Here is a 25291-nt window from a genome sequence, read left to right on the forward strand (position 1 = left end):
CCACAATTCTACCCCAAGCACAGCGGGGTCCGACCCGGTGATCACCGATCCCACGAGCACAACGGCAGCAAATGCCCCCGTTTTGTCGGCGTTTTCCGGGTTTGCAGCCCTGAAAACCGCCGATTGATCGGATGGGACGATCAATCGCGGAAGTTATTAAACTCCAGCGGCATATCCGGCACATCCTTGCGCAGCATGGCCATGGCCGCCTGCAGATCGTCGCGCTTGGCGCCGGTGACCCGCACCGACTCGCCCTGGATGCTGGCCTGGACCTTCATCTTGCTATCCTTGATCACCTTGACGATCTTCTTGGCATCGTCGGTTTCGATGCCGTTTTTCACCTTGATCACCTGCTTGACCTTGTCGCCTCCGATTTTCTCGATCTTGCCTTCGTCGAGGAAACGCACATCGACCTTGCGCTTGGCCAGCTTGTTGGTCAGCACATCGCGCACTTGCGAGAGCTGGAAATCGGAATCGGCGAAGGCGGTCAGTTCGGTATCCTTCTGCTCGACCTTGGCGGAACTGCCCTTGAAATCGAAACGGGTGGTGATTTCCTTGTTCGACTGCTCGACTGCGTTTTTCACTTCGATCATGTCTGCTTCGGAGACGACATCAAACGACGGCATAATGGGATCCTTTTACTTGCAAAATGTAGAATGCCGATATTTTAACGGACAACCGGGGCGGCGCCCCTGTGCTGACCCGGTTTTTTACCGGATTGGCCCCCTAAATGCTTAAACGAGCTTGATTCATGCAACCAGACCTTGTCATTTCACCCGATTTCTCCCTCCGCGCTGCCAATACCTTCGGCATCGACGCGCGCGCGCGCGCCTATCTCAAGCTCACCCGGGTCGAACAGCTGGCGCAGGTGATGGCCGATCCCGTCCTCGCCGCGCTGCCGCGCCTGCTGCTTGGTGGCGGCAGCAACATCGTCCTCACGGGCGACTTCGACGGTTTGGTGCTGCACATGGCGATCGCAGGGCGCGAGGTACTGGGCGAGGAGGGCGGCAGCATGCTGGTGCGCGCCGGCGCCGGCGAAAACTGGCACGGCTTCGTGCAATGGACCCTGGCGCAGGGGCTGGGCGGGCTGGAAAACATGGCCCTCATTCCCGGCACGGTGGGAGCGTCGCCGATCCAGAATATTGGCGCCTATGGGGCGGAAGTGAAGGACCTGTTGCACGCGCTGACCGTGTTCGAGCTCTCCAGCGGGCGTTTGCGGGTGATGGATGCGGCGGCTTGCCGCTTCGGCTACCGCGACAGCGTGTTCAAGCATGCCGACGGAGCGGGGCTGGTGATTGTCGACGTCACGTTCGCGCTGCCGCGCGCGTGGGCGCCGAATCTGACATATGCCGAATTGGCGCAGGAAGTGGCCGCAGCGCGGCTGGCCTCGCCGACGGCGCAGCAGGTGAGCGACGCGGTGGTGGCGATCCGGCGGCGCAAGCTGCCCGACCCTGCGCAGATCGGCAATGCTGGCAGCTTCTTCAAGAACCCAGTGGTCAGCGCAGCGCAGTGCGCCGCCATGCTGGCGGCGCATCCGGCGCTGGTGCACCACGCCCAGGGCGATGGCAGCGAAAAGCTGGCGGCCGGGTGGCTGATCGACCAATGCGGCTGGAAAGGCCGCAGCCTGGGCGCGGCTGGCGTGTACGACAAGCAGGCGCTGGTGCTGGTCAACCGCGGCGGCGCGACCGGCGGCGAGGTGCTCGCGCTGGCGCGTGCGATCCAGGCCGATGTGCTGGCGCGTTTCGGCGTCGCTCTCGAAACCGAGCCTGTCTTCGTCTAGCCTGACCGGGCACGCCCTGGCTGCGCTGCCCCTGCCTCTTTCCCTCCACATCGCCTCCATCGTTATTGCTTGAAACATGGCATGGCATTCCGGCAGGGCTGGGCCTGGCGTTTCCGGGGCGACTAAGTCCAGCGCGAAAATTGATCAGAAAATATTATCTTTTTAGTCAATTTTGATAAATAATGAAAACGCGATGGGAAGCGCTTCCAATTTCGGTTTGCGCAGGTGCTGGCGCGTCCTCGCCTGGGTGCCCGGCAAGGTGCGGCAGCACTGCCGGGCCCCAGCCATTCAATCAGGAGACAAATACTATGCGAGACAAGTTAGCTACCTTGATCCGGACGGGGCTGGCAGCGGCCGTCTGCGGCGCGATGCTGGCCGCCTGCGATGGCGACAGCGGCCCGGCCAAGCCGGAGACCCCCAAGCCGCCCGTCGACGCGGTGACGCAGTACAGCGACTTCCCGAACGTGGCCAGCGATATCAAGAAAGATCCGGCGACCGAATCGGCCATCGCCGCCATCGTTGCCGGGATGAGCGTGGCTGAGAAAGTCGGACAGATGACCCAGCCGGAAATCAAGAGTATCACCCCGGACCAGGTGCGCCAGTACTACATCGGTTCGGTGCTGAACGGTGGTGGTTCTTTCCCGGGTAACAACAAGTTGGCCGCCCCGGCAGAGTGGCTCAAGCTGGCCGATGCGTACTGGAAAGCGTCGATGGCCACCGATTCCAAGATCAAGATCCCGGTGATCTGGGGTACCGACGCGGTGCACGGCCACAATAATGTGTTCGGCGCTACCATGTTCCCGCATAGCATCGGCCTGGGCGCTGCCAACGATCCGGCCATGATGCGCCGCATCGGCGCGGCCGTGGCCGCTCAGGTGTATTCCACCGGTATCGACTGGACCTTCGCCCCGACCCTCGCGGTGGTGCGCGATGACCGTTGGGGCCGCACCTATGAAAGTTATTCCGAAGATCCCTTGATCGTCACCAAATACGCGCGTGAAATGGTCAAGGGCTTGCAGAACGATTTTGCCGGCAGCGGCAACGTCATCGCCACGGCCAAGCACTTCATGGGCGACGGTGGCACCGACCTGGGCAGGGATCAAGGCGTCAACATGTCCAGCCGCAACGACATGATCAACATCCATGGCCAAGGGTATTACCACGCCCTGGGCGCCGGTGCCCAGACCGTGATGGCCTCGTTTAACAGCTGGGACAATGACAGCTTGAACATCAAGGTCGGTAAGATGCACGGCAGCAAAGAGATGCTGACCGATGTCCTCAAGACCAAGATGGGCTTCGATGGCTTCGTCATCGGTGACTGGAACGGCCACGCCCAGGTGGCGGGCTGCAGCGACGGCAGTTGCCCACAAGCGATCAACGCCGGCGTCGACATGATCATGGTCCCGGAAAAGTGGAAAGAGTTTATCGACAATACCATCGCCTCGGTCAACAAGGGCGACATTCCGCTGGCGCGCATCAATGATGCCGTCACCCGCATCCTGCGCGTGAAATTTCGCGCCGGCATCATGACCGCCAAGGCGCCGCTCGAACGCCCGTACACCGATGTGAGCCGCCTGCAGCATCGCGCCCTGGCGCGCGAAGCGGTGCAAAAGTCGCTGGTGCTGCTGAAAAACGACAACAAGGTGTTGCCACTGAAGCGAGGTGAAAAGATTCTGGTGGTCGGCAAAAGCGCCGACAGCCTGTCCAATCAAACCGGCGGCTGGTCGCTGACCTGGCAGGGCACGGCCAATACCAATGCCGACTTCCCGAACGCCGACAGCATCCTGACGGCGATCAAATCGGTGGCCGGCGACGGCAATGTGGTCTACCGCCAGAACGCCGCCGACGTCAACCTGGCCGATTTCAAGGCAGTCATCGCCGTCATCGGCGAAACCCCGTACGCCGAAGGCGTGGGCGACATCGGCAGGAGCGGCACCCTGGAGCACGCGCGCCGCTATCCGGAAGACCTGGCCGTGCTCGATGCCGTCAGCGGCAAGGGCGTGCCGGTGGTCACCGTACTGATCACCGGCCGTCCAGTCTGGGTCAACAAGGAACTGAACCGCTCAAGCGCGTTCGTGGTCGCCTGGCTGCCCGGCACCGAAGGCAAGGGCGTCACCGATGTCCTGTTCCGCAAGGATAATGGCGACGTCAATCTGGACTTGAAAGGCAAGCTGTCGTTTTCCTGGCCGAAAACGGCTTGCCAGATGGCCAATAAAGGCGACCCCAACTACGATCCGTTATTTGCCTATGGCTTCGGCATGCGCTACGCGGACGACACCAGGCTGGCCAAGCTCGACGAAACGGCGCCGACCCTCGGGTGCGCCCAGATCGCCGGCAACGGCAGCCAGGCGAGTAGCGATCTGGAGGTGTTCCGTTCGGCCGACCAGGCGCCCTACACGGCCCGTATCGGCGACCCGAGCGCCTGGTCGCTGGCGCTGGGCGCCGACTTGAACGCGGTCTCGAAGCTGCCCAACGTCAAAGCCGAGACCACCCAGATCAATATCCAGCAGGACGGCAAAAAAATCACCTGGAGCGGGGCCGGCCAGTTTTACTCGCAAGCGGCCACCACGGCCGACCGTGAAAACTACCTCAACGCCGACGCGGCCCTGGTGTTCGACACCATCGTGCACAAGGCGCCGGCCGGCGCGGTGAAAATGCGGGTGGACTGCAAGCACCCTTGCGCGGGCGAGGTGGACGGCACGACCTTGTTCAAGGGCTTGCCGCTCGATGTGAAGCGTAGCGTGAAAGTGCCGCTGTCCTGCTTTGCCGCCAAGGGCGCCGACTTCACCCTGATCGATACGCCATTCCTGGTCTATACCGAGCAAGCGTTTGTCGCCTCGTTTGCCAACATCCGCTGGGTGCCGGGCGCTGCCAGGGATGCCGATGCCGCCACCTGCGCCAGCCTGGTGCCGCCACCGGTGGCAGTCGGGCCGCCGCTGCCGGGGCCGACTTACAGCGTGTTCAATGCGGGCGCGCTGACGGGCGACCTGGTGCTGACCACCTACTCGTCCAATGTCAGCCACACCAAGGCCAGCATGACGCCCGCCGATGGGCTGGACTTGAACTTCGCCGCCGACGGTGGCGATGGCTTGGCGATGATCACCGGCACGCCTGTGAATCTGAGCAACTTCGCCAGTGGGACTCTGCAGTTCGAGATCAATGTCGGCAGCTACGGGGCCAACACCGGCGGCCTGGCGGTCAAGATGGAAAGCCCGGGCCTGAACTGCAAGTCGGGCGATTATCTGTTCGGCCGTCCGGCCGCGGGTGGCTGGACGCCGGTCACGGTGAAGGTCAGCGCGCTGATTGCGGCGGCCGATCCCTGCTTTGACTTGCGCAATATCGGCATGCCGTTCGGGACCTTGCCAAAGTGGGGCGATCAGCAGGGAGTGAAGTACAAGCTGCGCCAGATCCGCTTTGTGCAGTAATCGCTGATAGCAGTCGAGGACGCACGCCTGGGGCGTGCGTTTTTCGTTGTGAATGCGCGCGCCGCCGATGGCGCGGCGCGTCTTCGGCGCGAGACCGGGATGCGCCGATTGCCCGTTCACGCGCTGCTTGCCGCAGTTCAGCCGAAGTGGCAGACGTAGTCGAGCGTTTCGGTCGTTTCGATGTCGAAGGCGGTGTTGGCGCCGACATTGAAGCGCTCGCCAGCCTGATAGTCTTGCCAGGCGTCGCTGCCCGCCAGCCGAACCCGGCATTTGCCGGCGACGATTTCCATCACTTCCGGCGCCGCCGTATTGAACGTCAGTTGCGACGGGAAGATCACGCCCACCGTTTTTTTGCTGCCATCGGCCAGCAGCAAGGTGTGCGAGACGCACTTGCCGTCGAAGTAAATATTCGATTTCTTGCTGACGGCGACGTTGTGAATCATGCTCATGGACTTCCTTCTTCAGGTGGGGATAGGGATGGCCTGGGCCTGGGCTTCGGCCGCGCACACGCGGTTGCGCCCGGCCGTCTTGGCGGCATACAGGGCCTTGTCGGCGCGCGCGATCAGTTGTTCGGCCGTGTCGGCGGGCGAGGGTAGCACGCTGGCCACCCCGATCGACATGGTGACGATGCCGCCCGGCGCTTGCGGATTGTCCATCGCCAGCCTTTCCAGCTGGCCGCGCACGGCGTCGGCCACCACTTGCGCACCGGCCAGGTCGGTCTCGGGCAGGATGATGGCAAACTCTTCGCCGCCATAGCGCGCCGCCAGGTCGGCCGGACGCTTGAGGTGTTCGGTCAGCACCGCCGCCGTCTTTTTCAGGCACAGGTCGCCCGGCAGGTGGCCGAAGCTGTCGTTGTAGGCCTTGAAGCAGTCGATGTCGCACATCAGCACCGACAGCGGCTTTTGTTCGCGTTGCCCGCGCTGCCATTCGAGCTTGATGACGTCGTCGAAACGGCGCCGGTTGGCAATCCCGGTCAGGCCGTCGAGCGCGGCCAGCTTTTGCAGCGCGATGTTGGCTTCGGCCAGCTGGTGCTGGCTTTCGCGCAGGAAGCGAAACGCTTCGTCGCGCTGCAGCCGGCTGATGTGCGCCGCCGAGTGGTAGCGCACCCGCGCCAACAGTTCGAGCCGGTCCGGCAGCTTGACCAGGTAATCGTTGGCGCCCAGCGCGAAACTGTGGGCCTTGAGTTTGGGGTCTTCCTTGGCCGAGAGCACGATCACCGGCACATGGCGCAGGCTGTCGCTTGCGCGGTACTGCGCGATCAGCCCGAAACCGTCGATGCCGGGCATGACCAGGTCTTGCAAAATCACGGTTGGCTGCAGCCGTTCGGCGCTATCGAGCGCCAGCGCCGAGTCGAGCACGTAGTGGTATTCGATGTCGCCCTGGTCGGCCAGCATGCGCCGCACCGCCTCGACGATGATCGGCTGGTCGTCCACCATCAGGACCCGTACCTTGAAAACGGCCGGCTCCGGCATGTAGCTTGTGTAAAGGTCAGACATTGGCAATCGACTTTTCGGTAAGGAGAGCGGCGCTAGTTCCCGGCCGGTTTGGTCCCAATTCTACTGCGCAATGCCCGCCCGATGTTTTCCAAAGACAAAATTTGCTGTGCAGCATCAATCTCGGCGGCGGCGCGTGGCATGCCGTACACGGCGCTGCTGGCCTGGTCCTGGGCGATGGTGGCCTTGCCGGCCTGGCGCATGGCGAGCAGGCCGTTGGCGCCGTCGCGCCCCATGCCGGTCAGCAGCACGCCGGTGGCGTCGCCATCCCAGTGCCGCGCCACGCAGTGGAAAAACACGTCGACCGAGGGCCGGTAGGCGTAGTCGCGCGGCGCCTGGTCGTAGTGCAGGCGCTGGCGCGCGCTCAGGACCAGGTGGTCGTTGGTGCGGGCGATCTGCACGCAGCCCGCTTCGAGCGGGTCGCCGTCGTCGACCACGCGCACCGGCATGATCAGTTGTTCGCCCAGCCATTTGGAGAAATGGGCGGCGAAGTTTTCATCGATGTGCTGGACCACCACGATGGCGGTGCCGGGCGCCGGGTTCCAGCCGGCCAGCACCTTGGCCACTGCGATCGGGCCGCCGGTCGAGGAGCCGATCGCCAGCAGGTGCTTGATCTTGCCGTCGCCCCGTTCGGGCGCGTGCGGCGGATGGGCGTCGGCCACGCTCACTCGTATCAGTTTGCCGATGGTTTTGATCTTGTGCAGCAGCGCGCTATCGCCCCCGCCACCGCGCGCCAGCAGCGGCGTGGCGGTGACGTCGAGGGCGCCGGCGCCGAGCGCGCGGAATACCTGGCTGACATTGTCCTGCGGCTGGCCGGTGACGACCAGGATCGCGCACGGCGCTTTTTCCATGATCTGGCGCGTCGCTTCGACGCCGTCCAGTTGCGGCATGTTCAAGTCCATCAGGATCAGGTCGGGACGGTTGTCGATGCACATGCGCACCGCTTCCAGGCCGGTGCGGGCGATCCACACCACCTGGTGCTCGCTGGTGCTGGCCACCACGCGGCGCAGCGCTTCGGCCGCCATGGCGACGTCGTTGGCGATGCCGATTTTCATAGGCCGGCTTCTCCGATCAGGTCGAACACGGCGTTGAGCAGGGTCTCGTCGTGGAAGCTGCCCTTGGTGAGGTAGTAATCGGCGCCGGCGCTCATGCCGCGCGCGCGGTCTTCCGGGCGGTCCTTGTAGGAGACGATCATCACGGGCAGTTTGTACAAGTGGATATCTTTCTTGACCAGGCCAACGAGTTCGATGCCGTCCATGCGCGGCATGTCGACGTCGGTGATTAACAGGTCGTAGTCGCCGCTGCGCACCACGTTCCAGCCGTCGACGCCGTCGATGGCGATGTCGACCTGGAAGCCGCGCCCCTGCAGCAGCTTGCGTTCCATTTCGCGCACGGTGAGCGAGTCGTCCACCACCAGGATGCGTTTGACCTTGCGTTTTTCGGGGCCGCCGCGCGCGCCCAGCCGGTGCAGGCCGCCTTCGTGCAGCAGCTTGTCGATCGACAGCAGCAGGTCGGGCACGTCGAGGATCAGGACCGGGGCGCCGTCATCGAGCAGGGCGCCGGCGCTGATGTCGCGCATCTTGCCGAAGATCGGGTCGAGCGCCTGCACCGCCAGGCTTTGCTCGCCGCGGATCGTATCGACCACCAGCGCGTAGCGGCGCTGGGCGGCGCCGATCACCACCACCGGCAGTTCGCCGGCGCCGCTGCCGATCTGGCCCAGTTCCAGCACCTGGGCGGCCGACACCAGCCCGAGGTGCTCGCCGCCGAAGTCGAAGAACTGCTTGTTTTCCAGGGTATGGATCTCGCTTTGCGGCACCTTGAGTACCCGTTCCACCTTGACGATCGGGATTGCGTAAGCTTCGCCCTGCACCTCGAGCACCAGCGCGCGCACGATCGATTGCGTCAGCGGCAGGGTGATGAAGGTATGGAAGCCCACGCCCGCCGTGGACTCGATGCGCACCGTGCCATTCTGTTCGCGGATGGTCTGGTGCACGATGTCGAGCCCCACCCCGCGTCCGGAAATGGCGCTGGCGGTTTCCTTCAGGCTGAAGGCGGGCAGGAACAGGAATTCGATCAGCTCCGGCTGCGACATAGCTTGCGCCATCGCGGCGCTGGCCATCTTGCGCTCGACCACCTGGTGCCGGATGCGTTCGATGTCGACCCCGCGCCCGTCGTCGCGGATCTCGATACTGAGCATGCCGGCGCGGTGGCGCGCTTCGAGCACGATGGTGCCGAGCGCCGGCTTGCCGGCGGCGATCCGTTCGGCCTGGGTTTCCATGCCGTGGTCGACGGCGTTGCGCAGCATGTGGTTGAGCGGGCTTTCGATGCGCGCCAGGATGTCGCGGTCGACCAGGGTCTCTTCGCCTTCGATCAGGAGCTGCGCTTCTTTTCCCAGGCTGCGCGCCAGGTCGCGCACCATGCGCGGGAACGCTTGCACGCCGTCGCGGAAAGGACGCATGCGCAAGGTCAGCACTTCATCCACCAGGTTTTTCGATACGCCCAGCAGGCGCCGCTCGTAGCTTTCGATGTCGGCCATGTGTTCGAGCATGAACTGCTTGAGCGGATGGGCCTTCTGGCCGGTCAGGGCCGATTGTTCGATCAGGGCCTGGTCGCCGCCGCGCATCACGGCCTCGTGCAGCTGTTCGAGCGCCTGGAACAGGCTGGCCTGGTTGCGCTTGAAGCGCTGCAGCTGGGCGATGAAGGGGTGCATCTGGTGCGCGTTGATGCGCGACTCGCTGGCCAGGGCCAGCAGGCGGTCGAAGTTGTGGGCCGTCTTGGGCGCGCCTTGGACCCGTTGCGGCGCCGCTTCCTCAGGCACCGGCGCAGACACCAGCGGCGCGGCCGCATCCGTCAGTGGCACGGCCAGCGGCGCTGCAGGCGCAACCGGGGCCGAGTACGCTTCCAGCAGCGGCGCCGACTGGATCTGGGCGATGCCGGCGATGCTGTCCATCGCCGCGCCGATGCGCGCGCCGTGCTGCTCCAGCCAGGCCGGCAGGCCCGCTTCGTCCAGGGTCGAGAATTGCAGGATCAGGTCGACCCCGGCCAGCAGCGCGTCGATGCGCGCGGGGGTGAGCTGCAACTGGCCATGCTGGACCGCGATGAAGGCGTCTTCCATGCCGTGCGCCAGTTGCACCACGACGTCCAGGCCGACGATGGCGGCCGCGCCCTTGATCGAATGGGCGGCGCGCATCATCGCTTCGGTGGTGGCGGCGTCGCCGCCGCCGCCGCGCTCCATGCTCAACAAGCCGTCGGTGAGGATCTGGGTCTGGCCGTCCGCCTCCATGCGGAACAGGTCCAGCATCGAGAACTGACTGAGGTCGCCGCTGCCGGTGCTCATCGCAACAGCCTGGTGAGCTGGTGGCCGATCAGCGGGGCGTCCAGCACGCCGATGCGCATCGCGTCATGGGACAGCACGCCGGTGATGAAGCGTTGCAGGCCCTTGTTGAGGGTGGCCGCCGGCGCGCCCACCTGGGCCGCGCCGTAGCGCAGGATGCCGTGCAGGTCGGCCACCGGGAGGGCGAAGCGCTGCTCTTCCCAGACGATGACGAGCAGGCGCGCGAACACGTGGCGTCCACCCTGGACCGGGGCGTCGTTTTCATCGATCCCGAGCAGGCTGGCCAGCGCGATCGAGGGCGTCAGGGTGCCGCCGACGTTGACGATGCCGGTCAGGGCGCCGCCGCTGCGGTGCGGCAGCGAGTGGCTGGGGGCCAGCGGCGCGACCGCGGTCACCATCCGGGTCGGCAGCAGCAGCCACTCGCGCCCGAGACGGAATACCAGCCCGGAGCTGTCGTGGCGCGCGCGCTCGGCCTGCGGCTGGCGCAGCAGGGCGGCCCAGTCCTCGCGGTAACCCGGTCCCACCGGGCGCTGCATGCTGTGCCGCGCCGCGCCCTCGTACACATCGCAGTTGCGGCAGTGGACATGCTGTTCGAGCTTGGGGCAACTCAAATCGCCAGCCACGCCGATGCTGTTCCAGCAATCGTCGAGGCCCGGTGCGTGCGGCTGGTCGGGCGCGGTCGTCATGGGGCGCCTTTGCGTTGGGCCCCGTCATTGCGGCGCTGGTAGATGCGCGCGGCGCGCTGCTTGAGGGCGGCCGCCTGGGCCGGCTCGCCGCTTTGCTCGGCCAGCAGCGCCAGGTGGCACAGCGCTTCGTAGTGGTCCGGTTGCAGGTAGACGCAGCGGCGCCAGTGGTCGCCCGCTTCGGCGATGCGCTGTTCGCATTCGCTGACCATGCCGAGGATGAAGTAGGCGTCGGCCGAATCGGGGTTCTGGTCGAGCAGTTCGCGGCAGGCCGCCGCGGCGCCGCTGTAGTCGCCCAGGTCGGCCTGGCGGCGCGCGCGCGCCAGCATGTCGGCTGCTGCCGGCGGTGCGGCAGGCGGCGGCGCGGCAGCCAGCGGCCGCGCGGCGCGCGCTGGCGCCGCTGCGCTTGCGGCGGGCCGCGCCGGCGCCAACGGGCGCACGTGCTGGCGCGCCGGGATGCGCGGCGGCCAGGAAGCGTGGGCGCCGGCCTTTTCGAGGGCGAAGGCGCCGGGCGCGCGCAGCGTGGCAAAACCGTTGCGGCAGAAGGCCGGCACCTCGGCATAGCCGGCGAACAGGATGCCGTCGTCGGCCAGCAGGCGCGCCAGGCTGGCGATGGCGGCGGCCACGGTGGGCTCGTCGAAGTAGATCAGCAGATTGCGGCAAAAGATGATGTCGTAGTAGCCCGGCCGGCTGGAAAAGGCGGGATCGAGCAGGTTGGCCTGGTTGAAGCTGACCTGGGCGCGAATGTCGTCGCAGATCTGGTACTCGGCGCCGGCCGCTATAAAGTAGCGTTCGCGGAAATCGAGGTGGCGGCCGCGGAAGGCGTTGCGCGTGTACAGGCCGGCGCGGGCGCGCGCCAGCGCCACCTCGGACAGGTCGACCGCGTCGATTGCATAGTCGCCGGCGGCCACGCCCGCGCTTTGCAGCGACATGGCCATCGAATACGGTTCTTCGCCGCCGGCGCACGGCACCGACAGGATGCGCAGCGGGCGCGCCGGCTTGGCCGCCAGGCGCCGCGCGACAAACGCGGTGGCCGCGACGAAGGCTTCGGCGTCGCGGAACATCCACGATTCGGGCACCACCACCAGTTCGGTCAGCGCGCTCAGTTCCGCCGCGCCGCTCGCGAGCAGGCACTCGTAGGCGCGCGTGTCGTCCAGCGCGAGCGCCTGCATGCGGCGTTCGACGGCGCGCCCCACCACGGACTCGGTCAGGTTCAGCCCCGTTACCTGCTGCAGCAGGTCGCGCGCTTTCATGCGGGCGCTCCAGTGGCGGGGAACAGTTGCGCGCGCACGTCGGCGCTGAGCAGCTGCGCGAGGCTGACCAGTTGCAGCATGCCGGCGCCGTCGGCGGCCACCTGGCCCAGGAAGGGGGCGCCGGCGACGCCGGCATCGGCCAGCGCGGCACTGTCGATGGTGTCGACGCCGATCACGTGTTCGGCCAGCAGGCCAAGCGGGCGGGTGGCGCCGTCGGCAGCGCCTTCAGCGAGCGGATAGTCGACCAGGAGGATGCGCGAGTCGTACCACAGTTGCTCGGACGGGGCGCCTGCCAGCGCCGATAGATCAATCACCGGCACCGGCGCGCCGTGCAGGTCGAGCAGGCCGGCCACGTAGTCAGGCGCCAGCGGAATGGCCTTGAGGGCGGCGGCCGGCAGCACGCGCGCCACCGCCCACAGGGGCAGGGCGTAGCGGTCGGCGCCGATGTGAAAGACCATGACTTTCATCGCCGCACCCGCTCAGGCGTTGACCGAGAAGGTCGCCACCGACGATTGCAGGTCGCTGGCCGCGTACTGCAGCTGGTGCACCGCTTCGCTGGTGGCCTTGAGCGATTCGACGGTCTGCTGGGTGGCGTCGTTCAATTGCATCATGGTGTCGGAAATCTGCGCGGCGCCCACGGCCTGCGACTGCATCCCCTGCAGCACCAGGTCGAACTGGGGCGCGAGCTTCTGTACCTGGTCCATCACGGTGGAAAGCTGTTCGCCCACCTGGCGCACTTCGCCCACGCTGCGCCGGATCTCTTCGGAAAATTTGTCCATGCCCATGACGCTGGCCGATACCGCCGACTGCATTTCCTTGAGCATTTGCTCGATGTCCCAGGTCGACACCGAGGTCTGGTCGGCCAGGCGGCGGATTTCGGTGGCCACCACCGAGAAACCGCGCCCGGCGTCGCCGGCTTTTTCGGCCTCGATGGCGGCGTTGAGCGAGAGGATGTTGGTCTGGTCGGCCACCTTGGTAATCGTGATCAGCACACTGTTGATGTTGCTGGCCTTTTCCGACAGCGCGGCCAGCTTGGCATTGATCGAATCGGTGGCCGAGACCATGTGCTGCATGGTGCTGTCCATGCGTTTCAGGTTTTGCTGGGCCTCGGCGGTGGCGCTGGTGGTGTAGTCGGCCACCGCGGTGGCGTCTTCCATGGTCTTGAGCAGCTGGGTGGTGTTGGCCGAGATTTCCTTGGTGGTCGAAAGGATTTCGATGCTGGTCTGGGCTTGTTCGATGCCGGTCGCTTCCTGCTCCTTGGCCGAGGCGGCGATTTCGGTGGCCGAGGTGGTGACCTGGATGCCGGCCTTTTGCACGTTGTTGAGCAGGATGCGCAGGTTGCCGACCATGGTTTCGAGGCCTTCGCCCATGCGCCCGATGGCATCGGTGCCGGTGATGGTCACGGTGCCGGTCAGGTCGCCAATGGCGGCCTTGGACACCACGTCGAGCAGGGCGTCGACATTGGCGCGCAGCGCGTTGGTGGCGGCCATCTCGTTGGCCTGGCTGTCCTGGATCGATTGCGCCATGCGGTTGAATTCTTCGGTGACCTTGCCCAGTTCATCGCCCGACACCACGGCCGCGCGCGCCGATTGCTGGCCGGCGGCGATCTTGCCGACCGCCTCGGTCAGGTTGTTGAGCGGGTTGAGCAGCGCGCGCGCCAGCATCCAGGCCACGACCGAGGCCAGGGCCACGCACACGGCCCCGCCCAGGCTCAGCAGCAGGGACATGGTTTGTTGCAGTTGCACCGATGCCGTCGTGCGTGCCATCAGCAAGGTATTTTCCTCGTCGGCGATCTGGGAGATCAGGGCGCGTACGTCGCTGACGGTCTGGAAGCCGTTGTTGAGCTCGGGCCAGCGCGTGATCTGCTCAGCGGAGTCGGCCACCTTGCCCAAGGCGCGCCGTTTGGCCAGCATAGGCTGGATCACGGTCTTGAGCCAGGTGGCGGTCATGTCGTCGAGCTTGCGGATACGCGCATTCTGGACCGGGTTGTCGGCGGTCAGGCGCAGCGCGCGCTGGACGTTTGCCAGCAGCGACTTTTCCTCGTCGATCTGGGGCGTCAGGAAACGTTCCTCGCCGGTCAGCAGGTAACCGCGCACTTCCGCCTGGATTTCCAGCACGTTGGTGGCGATTTTGTTGGTTTCGAGCAGCACTTCCAGTGTGTGGCGGTCCCAGCGGCTCGCTTCCGACATCTTGGAGAAGTTGTTATAGGCCAGGATCAGCAGGAACAGGATGATGGCGACGATGGCGCCGAAGCCGAGGAACAGCTTGTTCTTGATGCTCAGGTCAGTAAACATGGTCGCTCCGGGTACGGTGTTGTTCACTATAAATGTAACATCGTTGAGGCGGAGCACGGGACAATTCGCCGTGGAGAACGGGAAATTTTTTGCGGGGGAGGGGAGAGCGCGGCCGCCTGCGGGCCGCGCCGGCCGGCGGGCGCGCGGCCCACCGGGGAAGAGCTTGCTTTTGCCTGATTACTGGCCGCGCTTTTCGCGCGCCACCGCGGCGATGCGCATGCGCAACGCGTTGAGCTTGATGAAGCCGCCGGCGTCGGCCTGGTTGTAGGCGCCGCCATCTTCGTCGAACGTCGCGATGTTCATGTCGAACAGCGAATCGGTCTTGGAATCGCGCGCGACGACGATCACATTGCCCTTGTACAGTTTCATGCGAACCCAGCCGTTGACGGTTTGCTGGGTGTGGTCGATCAGGGTTTGCAGCGCGATCCGCTCGGGCGCCCACCAGTAACCGTTGTAAATCATCGACGCGTAGCGCGGCATCAGGTCATCCTTGAGGTGGGCCACTTCGCGGTCCAGGGTGATCGATTCGATGGCGCGGTGGCCGCGCAGCATGATGGTGCCGCCCGGGGTTTCGTAGCAGCCGCGCGACTTCATGCCGACGTAGCGGTTTTCCACCAGGTCGAGGCGGCCGATGCCATGCTTGCCGCCCAGGCGGTTCAGTTCGGTCAGCACGGTGGCCGGCGACATGCGCACGCCGTTGACGGCCACGATGTCGCCTTTTTCGTATTCCAGGTCCAGGTATTCGGCCTGGTCGGGCGCCGCTTCCGGGCTGACGGTCCAGCGCCACATGCTTTCCTCGGCTTCGGCGCTCGGGTTTTCCAGATGCCGGCCTTCGAAGGAAATGTGCAGCAGGTTGGCGTCCATCGAGTAGGGCGCGCCGCCATTCTTGTGCTTCATGTCGACGGCGATGCCGGCGTCTTCCGCGTATTTCAGCAGTTTTTCGCGCGACAGCAAGTCCCATTCGCGCCACGGGGCGATGATCTTGACGTCCGGTTTGAGCGCATACGCGCCCAGCTCGAAGCGCACCTGGTCGTTGCCCTTGCCGGTGGCGCCGTGCGAAATCGCGTCGGCGCCGGTGGCGCGGGTGATTTCGATCAGGCGCTTGGCGATCAGGGGACGGGCGATCGAGGTGCCCAGCAGGTATTCGCCTTCATACACGGTGTTGGCGCGGAACATCGGGAACACGAAGTCGCGCACGAATTCTTCGCGCACGTCGTCGATGTAGATGTTTTCCGGCTTGATGCCGAACTTGATCGCTTTCGCGCGCGCCGGCTCCAGCTCTTCGCCCTGGCCCAGGTCGGCGGTGAAGGTGACGATCTCGCACTTGTAGTTATCCTGCAGCCACTTGAGGATGACCGAGGTGTCCAGGCCGCCCGAATAGGCGAGGACTACTTTTTTAATGTCGCTCATGGAGTTTCCAATCTTGGGTTGAACAATCTGGTGTAGTTATGCCGCGCTGCCGCTGGTGCCGCCATCGAGGCGTCCGAGCAGCAGGTATTCGATCAACGCCTTTTGCACGTGCAGGCGGTTTTCGGCCTCGTCCCAGACCACCGATTGCGGTCCGTCGATGACCTCGGCCGCGACTTCCTCGCCGCGGTGGGCGGGCAGGCAGTGCATGAAGAGCGCGTCGGGGGCGGCGCGCGCCATCTTGGCGCCATCGACGATGTAGCCGTCGAAGGCGGCCAGGCGCGCCGCGTTTTCCTTCTCGTAGCCCATGCTGGTCCAGACGTCGGTATTGACCAGATGGGCGCCCTGGCACGCGTCCGACGGGTTGTCGAAGACGGTGAAGCGGGAGGTCGACACCAGGGAGTGGTCGATGTCGTAGCCTTTCGGAGTTGCCACATTCAGGTGGAAGCCGAACACGTCGGCCGCCTGCAGCCAGGAGTACAGCATGTTGTTGGCGTCGCCCACCCAGGTGACGATCTTGCCGGCGATCGAGCCGCGGTGTTCGACGTAGGTGAAGATATCGGCCAGCACCTGGCAGGGGTGGTGTTCATTGGTCAGGCCGTTAATCACCGGCACCCGCGAATGGGCGGCGAAGCGCTCGATGATGTCCTGGCCGAAGGTGCGCACCATGATGATGTCGCACATGCGGCTCATGACCTGGCCGGCGTCTTCCACCGGTTCGCCGCGTCCGAGCTGGCTGTCGCGGGTGTTCAGGTAGATGGCGGCGCCGCCCAGCTGGTGCATGCCAGCCTCGAAGGAGAGCCGGGTGCGGGTCGAATTTTTTTCGAAGACCATGACCAGGGTGCGGTCGATCAGGGGGTGATAGACCTCGTAATTCTTGAATTTTCGCTTGATGATCTTGGCCCGTTCGATGACGTATTCGAACTCGGCCAGGGTGAAGTCGGCAAATTGCAGGAAGTGCTTGATGGGTTTTTTTGGGGACATGGGGGCGGCCGGTGGCAGGTGTTATCCACACAATTATAAGGGTTTTGTATATTCGGGGTGCAAGACGGGCGAGAAAGCGGGATCGCCAAAAATGCGCGCGGCGCCGGGCTGGACGCGCGGCGGTAATAGTCCTAATTGTTGTTTGCCGAAGCGGACGCGCGCGCTACGATGGATTTTGTGATCAACGACGCGTGCGCGACGGTTGGCGACCCACCGTGAGCATCTGGCGCTGTGGAACCGGCCATCCGCGCCATCGGTCGCAGGGCCGGCAGTCGGCGATCCCTTCACTTCATGGAGTTCTTTATGCTAAAAACTTTCAGCGCCGCGCGCCCGCTCGTGAGCACCTTCCGGCCCGCGATCTCCACGCAGAAGCGGCGCATCGTCACGCTTGCGGGCTCGCTGATGATGCCTGATGGGCGCAGCTCGGCTTTGGCGCGCGCCAGCGACAGGCATTTCAACTGCGGCAACGCGCATCAGCTTGGGTCCCTGGAAGCGGCCATGGCGGCGCTACCGCGCGATCGCGACATCGTCCTTTCCTGGATACCGCTGAATTTTTCAAACAGCAAAAATCGCCTGGTGCTGCCGGTCCACGCGGGATTGAGCAAGGCGTTCAAACAAGGGCTCAGGTACAAGGGGAAGGAACTGAGCGCCGAAGCAATCGACGCCATGAAGCGGCAAGCGGAAACGAAGCGCTACCTCATTTCCGCCCTTCAGGGCGAGGCGATGCCGGCCGCTACCGGCGCGGCCATCGAGCGGACCCGGGCCGCCATGGAGAATGTATGAGCGCCAGCGCCGGCAAGGCGCGCAGCGCGCTGTCGATGATGTCGCTGATCCGCACTGCGCGCCTGCTGCTCGAACCGCTCGACAGCGCATGCGCGCGCGCGCTGCGCGACCGCATCGGCGACGATGACGAACGCACGGCCTGGATGCAGTTGTGCCGGACCTTGGCCGAACGCCCCGACCTGACCAGCGCGTGGATTGTTTACTGCGACGGCCGTGCGCTGGGAACGGTGGCGCTCATGCTGGTTGACGATACGATCGGCGAGATCGGCTTCCTGGTGGCGCGGCCCGAGCGCGGCCGCGGCTATGCGCGCGAGGCGGTCGCCGCCGTTGCCCGGCATGCATTCACGGCAATCGGCTTGCACCGGCTGGCGGGCGTCACCCAGAGCGACAATCCGGCCGCCGCCGCCGTGCTGGAACGCTGCGGGTTCCGGCGCGAGGGCCTGATGCGCGGCAGCCATGCGGATGGCGCGGTGCACCGCGACTGCTGGCTGTACGCGCGCCTGGCGACGGACCAGGAACTGGTGCTGGTGAAGACGAGCTAATAGATCGCCGTCACGTCCGCGTCCGGATGCTGTGGCGCCGTCAGCGGCAGGTCGAGCACGAAGCTGGTGCCGTCCTGCGCACTGCTCACCACCGTGATTTGCCCGCCCAGCAGGGAGGTCACGATGTTGTAGCTGATCGACAGTCCCAGTCCGCTGCCGCCCTGTCCCAGCTTGGTGGTGAAGAAAGGATCGAAAATCCGCCCCAGGTGCTCGGCCCGGATGCCGCCGCCGTTGTCGTGGAACTCCACCAGTACCCGTCCCTCGGCCGGCATCGACGCCGTCAGCTGCATGTGGCCGCTGTGGCCCGGCGCGAAGGCGTGCAGCAGGGCGTTGTTGATGAAATTGGTGATGACTTGCCCGAACGGGCCAGGATAACTGTCCATCCCGATCGCATCCGACACCTCCATGTCGATGTTGTGGTTGGCCGCGCGGATGCGGTTCATCATGGTGGCGATGATTTCGTGGCATACCTGCTGCAGGTTGAAGAAGCGGCGCTGCTCGGTGGTGCGGTCGACCGCCACCTGCTTGAAGCTGTTGACCAGGTCGGCGGCGCTGGTGAGCCCGCGCAGCACCAGCGCCGCCGCCTTTTGCGAATCGGTGATGAAGGCGGCCAGCTCGGAGCGGCGCAAGCCCGGCCCCTTCATCAGCGCTTCGATTTCGGCGGTTTTTTCCTGCATGGTGCTGGCGATCAGCAGGCTGTTGCCGATCGGGGTATTGAGTTCGTGCGCCACGCCAGCCATCAGCGAACCGAGGGCGGCCAGCTTTTCCTGCGACACCAGCTGGGTCTGCGCATCCTGCAGCTGGCGGTAAGCCTCGGCGTTATCGAGCGCGATGGCGCCGTACGCGCACAGGGTGCGGAAAATCATGCGCTCGTTTTCGCCATAGGCATGCGACTGCGGCGCCTGCACCGTCATCACGCCGATGGCGCGCTCGCCCACCGTCAGCGGCACGAACAGCGCGCTCATATTGACCATCGTGCCCGGTACCACCTTGCGGTGCTCGGCGTCGGGCCAGTGCTCGATGTAGATTTCGCGCCGCTCGTCGAGGCAGCGCACCGAATAGGCGTCGTGCTTGGACAGGGCGATCGCGTGGCTGGGCAGCTCGCGCCCCAGCTCCACGCCGAAGGCGCGGTGCAAGGTGGTGCCGGCGGCGTCGATCAGGTAGATGGCGAAGGTGCTGGCCGTGAGCAGGCCGTGGATGTGGCGGTCGAGCGCCTGGAACACGGCGGCGGCGTCCAGGTGGGCCGTGATTTCCTGGCCGATGGCGGACAGGCGCTCCAGGGTGGCGCTGGTGCGCTGCAGGATTTCGGCGCGCCGCGCTTCCGATTCGGCCAGCTCGCGGTGGTGGTAGCCCTCGCTGCGCGCATGCTCGGTCTGGTGATGCACCTGCATGGCGATGGCGCGGTTGGTCGCTTCCTGGCTGTGGGTCTTTTCGCGCGAGCTCGATGCCGCCAGCGCCACCTCGTAGGCGCGCGCGTAGTCGCCGGCGGCTGCGTATTCGCGCGCCATGGCGTCGTACAGGTCGCCCGGCACGGTGTAGCCTTCGATGGTGGACGCCACCGACAGCGCCTGCTGCAGGTAGTGCAGCACCGGATTCGGTTCGACCATGCCGGGCGGTGGCGGCAGCGGATGCTGGGCGTGGATCAGCGCCATCACGCGCAGCGCGGCGATCTGGTTGTAGGCGTAGCCGGGGGCGGCGGCCATGGTGGCGGCGTCGGCCGCCACCGCGATGGCGTCGCCAGCGCGGCCCAGGTGCGACAGCGCGTGCGCCTGGCCGCGCCGGGCGATGCTGCGAAAGTCGGCCTGGTCGAGCACTTCGGCGCGTGCGGCCAGGCGCGTAAAGGCGTCCAGCGCGCCTTCGTAGTCGCCCTTGTCGAGCGACAGGTCGCCCAGGTATTGCAGGGCGATGGCGTAGCTGCGCGCATTTTCCAGCGGTTTCATGATGGTCAGCGCTTCCTGCAGCATGTCGTGGGCGGCGTCGAGCTGGCCGAGGCGGCGCAGGGAGTCGGCGCTGTGCATCAGGCAGGCGCCGACGCTGCGCGGCCAGCCGGTGGGACGCGCCAGTTCGAGCGCGCACTGGACCCATTCGAGCGCCGAGTGGTGGTCGTTGAGGATGGTGAAGTCTTCGCCGATGTTGGTGGCGGCGGTGATGGCGGCGCGCACCTGGCCGGTGTCGAGGGCCGACTCGTAGCAGCGCATGTAGTGGGCGGCGGCGGCGCCGAAGTCGGCCGCCTGGCTGGCGGCCAGGCCCAGGAAGTCGTTGACCCAGGTGGCCAGGGACGGGTGCAGGCGGCCGCTGTCGGCGTCGAAGCGCTGGCCCCAGCGGGCGATGGCGGCGACCGGGTCGCGCAGCACGGCCCAGCGCGCGAGGGCCGCTTCGGCCAGGTCGGTGCGCAAGGCGTCGCCGGCCTGGCGCGCGCTGGCGGCGGCGTTGGCAAAAGCGGTGTCGCTGCCGTCATGGTCGCCGCGGTCGATCGAGATCCAGGCCAGCAGCCAGTAAGTGTCGGCGCAGCCGGCATGGTCGTTCAGGAGCGTGAAGCGCGACAGCAGTTCGCGGGCGTGGGCGCAGGCCAGGTCGAGGGCGCCGTCGAGCCATTCGCATTCGGCGTGCAGCAGGTGCATGCGCGCTTCGAGGCTGGCGCAGCGGTCGGGCGGGAGGTCGGACAGGGGCAGCTGGGAGAGCGCTTCGCCGGCCAGCATGAGGGCGCGCGCCGGGTCGCGCTGGCGCAGGTGCCAGGCCAGCGGCAGCAGCACCGGCAAGCGTTCCATGCCGCGCAGGGAGGGCAGCGCGGACTCCCATTGTGCAACGTTGACATCGACGGTGAACATCTCCATTGCCGGGACCCTTTACGATGGTGTTGCCATTGTATGCTGAAAAGCGGGCTATCTCGTCATTTCTGCCATTGGCAGAAATGACTTCCCGCGCAGGCGGGAACCCAAGTTCATGCCGAAGTCACAGGTATCGCAACAAACTTGGGTTCCCGCCTGCGCGGGAACGACGGGCTAGCGGGAACGACGAGCTAGCGGATCAGTACAAGGTCTGCGCCGATTCGTGCAGCAGCTGTCCGTACAAGGTGTGGCGGAATTTGGCGATTTTGCCTTCCGCGACCGCCGTCAGGATCGCGCACTGCGGTTCGATCAGGTGGCGGCAGTTGTAGAACTTGCAACCGCCCAGGTACGGCCCGAACTCCACGAACGCCCGTTCCAGCATCCCTTCGCTCAGGTGATACAGCCCGAATTCCTGGAAGCCCGGCGAATCGATGATCGAGGCATGCTCGCCCAGCGAGTACAGACGGGTGAAGGTGGTGGTGTGCTTGCCGGTGTCGAGCGCCGCCGAAATCTCGCGCACCGCGATATCGGCGTCCGGCACCAGCAAATTGATCAGCGACGATTTGCCCATGCCCGACTGGCCGATGAAAATCGACGATTCCCCCTCCAGTAGCGGCATCAGGGTGGCCACCGCGTGCTCCGGATTGGCGCGCGCCGACACTTCGTGCAGCGGATAGCCGAGCGAGGTGTAGGCCAGCAGGCGCTCGCGCGCCTTGGGCAGCAGGTCGGCCACGTCGGTCTTGTTGAGGATCAGGTGGGCCTCGATGCCGGCCGCTTCGGCCGCCACCAGCGAGCGCGAAATCAGGTCGTCGGCAAACCCCGGCTCGGTCGCCACCACGATGAACAGGCGGCTCAGGTTGGCCGCCAGCAGCTTCGATTTGTACTGGTCGGAACGGTACAGCAGGGTCTTGCGCTCGGTGATCGATTCGATCACGGCCTGGTCTTCCGACGTCATCTTGAGGTTGACCACATCGCCCACGGCGATATTCGTCTTTTTGCCGCGCGTGACGCATTGCAGCTTGCGCCCGGCCACGTCGGCCAGGTAATGGCGCCCGTGGGCGGCGATGATGGTGCCGGTCAGGCCGGCCGCTGCCGGCACGCTTTGGCCGCTCATGCGCCGCTCCGCTGGCCGAACAGCGCATTGGCTTTGGCCGCGCAGATAAAGTCGTTGTCAGACAGCGCGCCGCCGGCCGAATGGGTGTTGTAGCGCACTGCGCACTCCTTGTAGGTGACCGTCAGTTCCGGATGGTGGTCCTGATGGTGGCTGATCCAGGCCAGCGCGTTAACGAAGGCCATGGTGTCGTAATAATTCTTGAAGGTGAAACGGCGAAGCAGCTTGCCGTCGGCGATGCTCCAGCCGGGCACCTGCGGCAGCAGGGCGGCGATGGCATCCGGGGCGAGGGCAGCGGCGTCGGCACGGCAGGATTGGGTAAGCAGGCTCATCGGACCGCCAGGTTGAGTTGTTGGATGCGGATGCTGGCCGGCGGGTGCGAGTCGTAAAAGGTCGAGTGCAGCCGGTCCGGCGTGAGCGTGGAAGCGTTTTCTTCGTACATCTTGACCAGCGCCGAGATCAGGTCGCGCGCGTCGGTGTGGGTCGCGGCGAAGGCGTCGGCTTCGAATTCGTGCTTGCGCGAGCTGATCGAGGTCAGCGGCGAGAACAGGAAGGTAAATACCGGCAGCGCCAGCATGAACAGCAGCAGCGCCACGGCGTCGGTCGGCACGCCGGGCAGCGGATCGAAACCGAGGCCGCTGTAGAACCAGGCCTGGTTTTTCAGGTAGCCCAGCAGGGCCAGGAAGGCCAGCGAGACGACCGAACCGACCACCATGCGCTTGAGGTTGTGGCGCAATTTGAAGTGGCCCAGTTCGTGCGCCAGCACCGCTTCGACCTCGGGCTGGGTCAGGCTGGCGACCAGGGTGTCGTAAAACACCACGCGCTTGTTGGCGCCGAAACCGTAGAAAAAGGCGTTGCTGTGGGCGCTGCGCTTGGAGCCGTCCATCACGAACAGGCCCTTGGCGGCGAAGTTGACGCGGGCCATCAAGCCTTCGATGCGCTGGCGCAGGCTGTCGTCCTTGAGCGGCTCGAACTTGTTGAACAGCGGCATGATCAAGGTCGGCGCGATGACCATCATCACCAGCTGGAAACCGATCCAGACTAGCCAGGTGTACAGCCACCACAGACTGCCGCTTTTTTCCATCAATTGCAGCACCACCCAGATCAGCGGCAGGCCGAGCACGAGGCCCAGGCCCGTGCCTTTCGCGGCATCGGCGATCCATAAACCGATGCTCATCTTGTTGAAGCCGAAGCGTTCCTCGAGCACGAACTGGCGGTAGTAATCGAACGGCATGTCGAGCACGCCGCTGACCGCCGCAAAGGCGACGAACAGGGCCATCTGGAAGGCGATGCCGGTGCCGGTGTGCGGCAGCAGGGCGATGGCCAGCCATTGGAGGCCGCCGAGCAGGGTAAAACCGATCAGCACGGCGCTGCTGAACAAGAGGCTGGCGAGGCCGAAATGGATTTTGGCGGCGGTGTAGTCGGCCGCCTTCTGGTGCGCATCGAGGGAGATTTTTTCGGCAAAGTCGGCCGGGACCGCGCCGCGGTGGGCCGACACGCAGCGCAACTGGCGGGTCGACAGCCAAAAGCGCAGCACCAGCGACAAAATGAAGAAAGAAACGAACAATATCGAAAACGCGAGTGAAGACATTCTGTGCCTGTGAGAAAATGCAGGATTGTTTAGGCCAAGAGAGAATTATGTCACATGCCACTGATTTAGCAGCACCGGCCGCGTTACCGCGCCCAAATGAGTTCAACCTGGTTTGGGTGGACATGGAAATGACGGGCCTTGAGCCCGATACCGACCGCATCATCGAAGTGGCGGTCGTGGTGACCGACATGCACCTGAACATCTTGGGCGAAGGCCCGGTGTTCGCCATCCACCAGTCGGACGAGACGCTAGACAAGATGGATTCCTGGAACAAGGGCACCCACGGGCGCTCCGGGCTGATCGAGAAGGTCAAGGCCTCGACCGTGACCGAAGCCGAAGCCGAGGCGCAACTGATCGCCTGGCTGAAGAACTACGTTCCAGCCGGCAAATCGCCAATGTGCGGCAATACCATTTGCCAGGACCGCCGCTTCATGGTGCGCGGCATGCCGAAGCTGGAAGCGTTCTTCCACTATCGTAACCTGGACGTGTCGACCCTGAAAGAGTTGTGCAAGCGCTGGAAGCCGGAGATCGTCAGCGGCTTCAAGAAGCACCAGAAGCACACGGCGCTGGCCGACATCATCGAATCGATCGAAGAGCTGCGCTACTACCGCGAGCATTTCATCAAGCTGTAATCGGCCTTGTCTTGCCCCGGCCGTCCTGGCCGGGGCGCCCCTCGCCGGGTGCCCCTCGCCGGGCGCCCTCGCCGGGCGCCCCTTGCCGGGCGCCCCGTTCCCCCTGTTGTATTGCATGCCGCGCCGCCGCTGGCGCTCTGATGCGCCGTGCGCCGGGAATGGCTTTTTCCTCTAGAATGATCTTTACGCAACAGCGATGGGATCTTGCGACATGAAAACTGTGACGATGCGGTCCGGACGCCTCATTCCCGCGCTCGGACAAGGTACCTGGAACATGGGAGAAGACCCGGCGCGGCGCCAGCACGAGATCGGCGCGTTGCAATTGGGCATGGATCTCGGCATGGGCTTGATCGACACGGCCGAGATGTACGGCGAGGGCGGGGCCGAGGAAGTGGTGGGCGCGGCGATTGCCGGGCGGCGCGAGCAGGCGTTTATCGTCAGCAAAGTGTATCCGCACAATGCCGACAAGCGCGGGGTGCGCGCGGCCTGCGAGCGCAGCCTGCAACGCCTGGCGACCGACCGCATCGACCTGTACCTGCTGCACTGGCGCGGCGCGGTGCCGCTGTCGGAAACCCTGGACGCCTTCCAGGCCTTGCAAAAGGAAGGAAAGATCGTCGATTTCGGCGTGAGCAATTTCGACCTGGGCGACATGCTGGAAGCCGACGCCTTGCCCGGCGGGCGCGCGATTGCCGCAAACCAGGTGCTGTTCAATCTGGCCAAGCGCGGGATCGAATGGGATTTGCTGCCGTGGTCGCGCAAGCACGGCATGCCGCTGATGGCGTATTCGCCGCTGGAGTCGGCCGGCCCGGAGCGCGAGCTGTTGCTGGGCAATCCGAGCCTGATGGCGGTGGCCGGACGGCATGGCTGCACCCCGGGTCAGATCGCGCTGGCATGGCTGCTGCGCCAGGACGGAGTGGTGGCGATCCCCAAGGCGGCCGACCCGGCGCACGTGCGCCAGAACCGGGCGGCGGCCGATGTGGTGCTGAGCGCCTTCGATCTGGAAGATCTGGACCGGGCCTTTGCGCCACCGACGAAGCGGCAGGCGCTGGCGATGCGCTGAGGCGTAGCGGTCGCCCATCCCTGACGCCGGATTCGGCCGCAGCGCTACCCGGCAGCCCGCCGCACGCCGCATGGCGGCCCTTCCACCCACA

21 protein-coding genes are annotated in these 25291 nt (G+C 65.3%); 6 read left to right on the forward strand and 15 right to left on the reverse strand.

From position 1 onward, the window contains the following. Positions 1-140 precede the first annotated feature (140 nt). The gene (locus IV454_RS17410) at positions 141-626 is read right to left on the reverse strand and encodes a YajQ family cyclic di-GMP-binding protein (RefSeq protein ID WP_099881460.1); all 486 of its coding nucleotides are present in this window, start codon (positions 624-626) and stop codon (positions 141-143) included. Positions 627-751: 125 nt separating this feature from the next. Between IV454_RS17410 and murB the strand changes: the two genes are divergently transcribed. Together murB and IV454_RS17420 are read left to right on the forward strand one after the other, a co-directional pair. Beyond that, complete coding sequence (gene murB, locus IV454_RS17415; RefSeq protein WP_206087102.1) at positions 752-1780, forward strand: UDP-N-acetylmuramate dehydrogenase; 1029 nt, start codon at positions 752-754, stop codon at positions 1778-1780. Positions 1781-2088: 308 nt separating this feature from the next. Then, the gene (locus IV454_RS17420; RefSeq protein WP_206087103.1) at positions 2089-5205 is read left to right on the forward strand and encodes a glycoside hydrolase family 3 protein; all 3117 of its coding nucleotides are present in this window, start codon (positions 2089-2091) and stop codon (positions 5203-5205) included. Positions 5206-5342: 137 nt separating this feature from the next. Here IV454_RS17420 and ppnP read toward each other — a convergent pair whose 3' ends face one another. The 10 genes from ppnP to argF all read right to left on the reverse strand — a co-directional run bounded on the left by ppnP (position 5343) and on the right by argF (position 16653). Further along, positions 5343-5654: a pyrimidine/purine nucleoside phosphorylase gene (gene ppnP / locus IV454_RS17425; protein WP_206087104.1), complete on the reverse strand. Its 312-nt coding sequence runs from the start codon at positions 5652-5654 to the stop codon at positions 5343-5345. A 12-nt stretch (positions 5655-5666) separates the two neighbouring features. Then, positions 5667-6701: a diguanylate cyclase gene (locus tag IV454_RS17430; RefSeq protein ID WP_206087105.1), complete on the reverse strand. Its 1035-nt coding sequence runs from the start codon at positions 6699-6701 to the stop codon at positions 5667-5669. Between the two features lie 32 nt (positions 6702-6733). Continuing rightward, positions 6734-7753 (reverse strand): chemotaxis-specific protein-glutamate methyltransferase CheB, encoded by a 1020-nt coding sequence (gene cheB, locus IV454_RS17435; RefSeq protein WP_206087106.1) that lies wholly within the window; start codon positions 7751-7753, stop codon positions 6734-6736. Beyond that, complete coding sequence (locus tag IV454_RS17440; protein WP_206087107.1) at positions 7750-10035, reverse strand: hybrid sensor histidine kinase/response regulator; 2286 nt, start codon at positions 10033-10035, stop codon at positions 7750-7752. Before IV454_RS17440 ends, cheB begins: the two co-directional genes overlap by 4 nt. Further along, on the reverse strand, positions 10032-10718 hold the full coding sequence (locus IV454_RS17445; RefSeq protein WP_206087108.1) for a chemotaxis protein CheW: 687 nt from the start codon (positions 10716-10718) through the stop codon (positions 10032-10034). Before IV454_RS17445 ends, IV454_RS17440 begins: the two co-directional genes overlap by 4 nt. After that, positions 10715-11968, reverse strand: a complete 1254-nt coding sequence (locus tag IV454_RS17450; protein ID WP_206087109.1) for a CheR family methyltransferase — start codon at positions 11966-11968, stop codon at positions 10715-10717. The genes IV454_RS17445 and IV454_RS17450 overlap by 4 nt, the downstream gene beginning before the upstream one ends. Next, a complete protein-coding gene (locus IV454_RS17455; RefSeq protein ID WP_206087110.1) occupies positions 11965-12435 on the reverse strand; it encodes a chemotaxis protein CheW in 471 nt (156 codons plus the stop codon). The genes IV454_RS17450 and IV454_RS17455 overlap by 4 nt, the downstream gene beginning before the upstream one ends. Before the next feature lie 12 nt (positions 12436-12447). Then, complete coding sequence (locus tag IV454_RS17460; RefSeq protein ID WP_206087111.1) at positions 12448-14262, reverse strand: methyl-accepting chemotaxis protein; 1815 nt, start codon at positions 14260-14262, stop codon at positions 12448-12450. 177 nt (positions 14263-14439) lie between these two features. Then, positions 14440-15672, reverse strand: coding sequence for an argininosuccinate synthase (locus tag IV454_RS17465; RefSeq protein ID WP_206087112.1), 1233 nt, complete (start codon positions 15670-15672; stop codon positions 14440-14442). A 36-nt stretch (positions 15673-15708) separates the two neighbouring features. Beyond that, positions 15709-16653 carry an ornithine carbamoyltransferase gene (argF, locus tag IV454_RS17470; RefSeq protein ID WP_206087113.1) on the reverse strand — a complete coding sequence of 315 codons (945 nt, stop codon included), beginning with the start codon at positions 16651-16653 and terminating at the stop codon, positions 15709-15711. A 303-nt stretch (positions 16654-16956) separates the two neighbouring features. On the opposite strand from argF, the gene IV454_RS17475 reads away from it, so the two are divergent. Further along, a complete protein-coding gene (locus IV454_RS17475) occupies positions 16957-17436 on the forward strand; it encodes a hypothetical protein (RefSeq protein WP_206087114.1) in 480 nt (159 codons plus the stop codon). Beyond that, on the forward strand, positions 17433-17978 hold the full coding sequence (locus tag IV454_RS17480) for a GNAT family N-acetyltransferase (protein ID WP_206087115.1): 546 nt from the start codon (positions 17433-17435) through the stop codon (positions 17976-17978). The genes IV454_RS17475 and IV454_RS17480 overlap by 4 nt, the downstream gene beginning before the upstream one ends. Here the strand turns inward: IV454_RS17480 and IV454_RS17485 are convergent. The 4 genes from IV454_RS17485 to IV454_RS17500 form a co-directional block, all read right to left on the reverse strand. Then, on the reverse strand, positions 17975-20806 hold the full coding sequence (locus IV454_RS17485; protein WP_229521667.1) for an ATP-binding protein: 2832 nt from the start codon (positions 20804-20806) through the stop codon (positions 17975-17977). The genes IV454_RS17480 and IV454_RS17485 overlap by 4 nt on opposite strands. A 199-nt stretch (positions 20807-21005) precedes the next feature. After that, complete coding sequence (gene rsgA / locus IV454_RS17490) at positions 21006-21920, reverse strand: ribosome small subunit-dependent GTPase A (RefSeq protein ID WP_206087117.1); 915 nt, start codon at positions 21918-21920, stop codon at positions 21006-21008. Then, positions 21917-22249 carry a 4a-hydroxytetrahydrobiopterin dehydratase gene (locus IV454_RS17495; RefSeq protein ID WP_206087118.1) on the reverse strand — a complete coding sequence of 111 codons (333 nt, stop codon included), beginning with the start codon at positions 22247-22249 and terminating at the stop codon, positions 21917-21919. The genes rsgA and IV454_RS17495 overlap by 4 nt, the downstream gene beginning before the upstream one ends. Beyond that, complete coding sequence (locus tag IV454_RS17500) at positions 22246-23508, reverse strand: M48 family metallopeptidase (RefSeq protein ID WP_206087119.1); 1263 nt, start codon at positions 23506-23508, stop codon at positions 22246-22248. Before IV454_RS17500 ends, IV454_RS17495 begins: the two co-directional genes overlap by 4 nt. 47 nt (positions 23509-23555) lie before the next feature. Here IV454_RS17500 and orn point away from each other — a divergent pair, with 47 nt between their 5' ends. Both orn and IV454_RS17510 read left to right on the forward strand, forming a co-directional pair. Further along, a complete protein-coding gene (gene orn, locus IV454_RS17505) occupies positions 23556-24140 on the forward strand; it encodes an oligoribonuclease (protein WP_206087120.1) in 585 nt (194 codons plus the stop codon). 211 nt (positions 24141-24351) lie between these two features. Continuing rightward, positions 24352-25200, forward strand: a complete 849-nt coding sequence (locus IV454_RS17510; RefSeq protein ID WP_206087121.1) for an aldo/keto reductase — start codon at positions 24352-24354, stop codon at positions 25198-25200. Positions 25201-25291 lie beyond the last annotated feature (91 nt).

This window comes from Massilia antarctica (genome assembly GCF_015689335.1).
GTDB classification, from domain to species: domain Bacteria; phylum Pseudomonadota; class Gammaproteobacteria; order Burkholderiales; family Burkholderiaceae_D; genus Telluria_A; species Telluria_A antarctica.

Excerpts from the sequence above, each read along its gene's own strand:
- IV454_RS17410 (WP_099881460.1), bottom strand. The coding sequence starts at position 626 with ATGCCGTCGTTTGATGTCGTCTCCGAAGCAGACATGATCGAAGTGAAA.
- murB (WP_206087102.1), top strand. The coding sequence starts at position 752 with ATGCAACCAGACCTTGTCATTTCACCCGATTTCTCCCTCCGCGCTGCC.
- IV454_RS17420 (WP_206087103.1), top strand. The coding sequence starts at position 2,089 with ATGCGAGACAAGTTAGCTACCTTGATCCGGACGGGGCTGGCAGCGGCC.
- ppnP (WP_206087104.1), bottom strand. The coding sequence starts at position 5,654 with ATGAGCATGATTCACAACGTCGCCGTCAGCAAGAAATCGAATATTTAC.
- IV454_RS17430 (WP_206087105.1), bottom strand. The coding sequence starts at position 6,701 with ATGTCTGACCTTTACACAAGCTACATGCCGGAGCCGGCCGTTTTCAAG.
- cheB (WP_206087106.1), bottom strand. The coding sequence starts at position 7,753 with ATGAAAATCGGCATCGCCAACGACGTCGCCATGGCGGCCGAAGCGCTG.
- IV454_RS17440 (WP_206087107.1), bottom strand. The coding sequence starts at position 10,035 with ATGAGCACCGGCAGCGGCGACCTCAGTCAGTTCTCGATGCTGGACCTG.
- IV454_RS17445 (WP_206087108.1), bottom strand. The coding sequence starts at position 10,718 with ATGACGACCGCGCCCGACCAGCCGCACGCACCGGGCCTCGACGATTGC.
- IV454_RS17450 (WP_206087109.1), bottom strand. The coding sequence starts at position 11,968 with ATGAAAGCGCGCGACCTGCTGCAGCAGGTAACGGGGCTGAACCTGACC.
- IV454_RS17455 (WP_206087110.1), bottom strand. The coding sequence starts at position 12,435 with ATGAAAGTCATGGTCTTTCACATCGGCGCCGACCGCTACGCCCTGCCC.
- IV454_RS17460 (WP_206087111.1), bottom strand. The coding sequence starts at position 14,262 with ATGTTTACTGACCTGAGCATCAAGAACAAGCTGTTCCTCGGCTTCGGC.
- IV454_RS17465 (WP_206087112.1), bottom strand. The coding sequence starts at position 15,672 with ATGAGCGACATTAAAAAAGTAGTCCTCGCCTATTCGGGCGGCCTGGAC.
- argF (WP_206087113.1), bottom strand. The coding sequence starts at position 16,653 with ATGTCCCCAAAAAAACCCATCAAGCACTTCCTGCAATTTGCCGACTTC.
- IV454_RS17475 (WP_206087114.1), top strand. The coding sequence starts at position 16,957 with ATGCTAAAAACTTTCAGCGCCGCGCGCCCGCTCGTGAGCACCTTCCGG.
- IV454_RS17480 (WP_206087115.1), top strand. The coding sequence starts at position 17,433 with ATGAGCGCCAGCGCCGGCAAGGCGCGCAGCGCGCTGTCGATGATGTCG.
- IV454_RS17485 (WP_229521667.1), bottom strand. The coding sequence starts at position 20,806 with ATGTTCACCGTCGATGTCAACGTTGCACAATGGGAGTCCGCGCTGCCC.
- rsgA (WP_206087117.1), bottom strand. The coding sequence starts at position 21,920 with ATGAGCGGCCAAAGCGTGCCGGCAGCGGCCGGCCTGACCGGCACCATC.
- IV454_RS17495 (WP_206087118.1), bottom strand. The coding sequence starts at position 22,249 with ATGAGCCTGCTTACCCAATCCTGCCGTGCCGACGCCGCTGCCCTCGCC.
- IV454_RS17500 (WP_206087119.1), bottom strand. The coding sequence starts at position 23,508 with ATGTCTTCACTCGCGTTTTCGATATTGTTCGTTTCTTTCTTCATTTTG.
- orn (WP_206087120.1), top strand. The coding sequence starts at position 23,556 with ATGTCACATGCCACTGATTTAGCAGCACCGGCCGCGTTACCGCGCCCA.
- IV454_RS17510 (WP_206087121.1), top strand. The coding sequence starts at position 24,352 with ATGAAAACTGTGACGATGCGGTCCGGACGCCTCATTCCCGCGCTCGGA.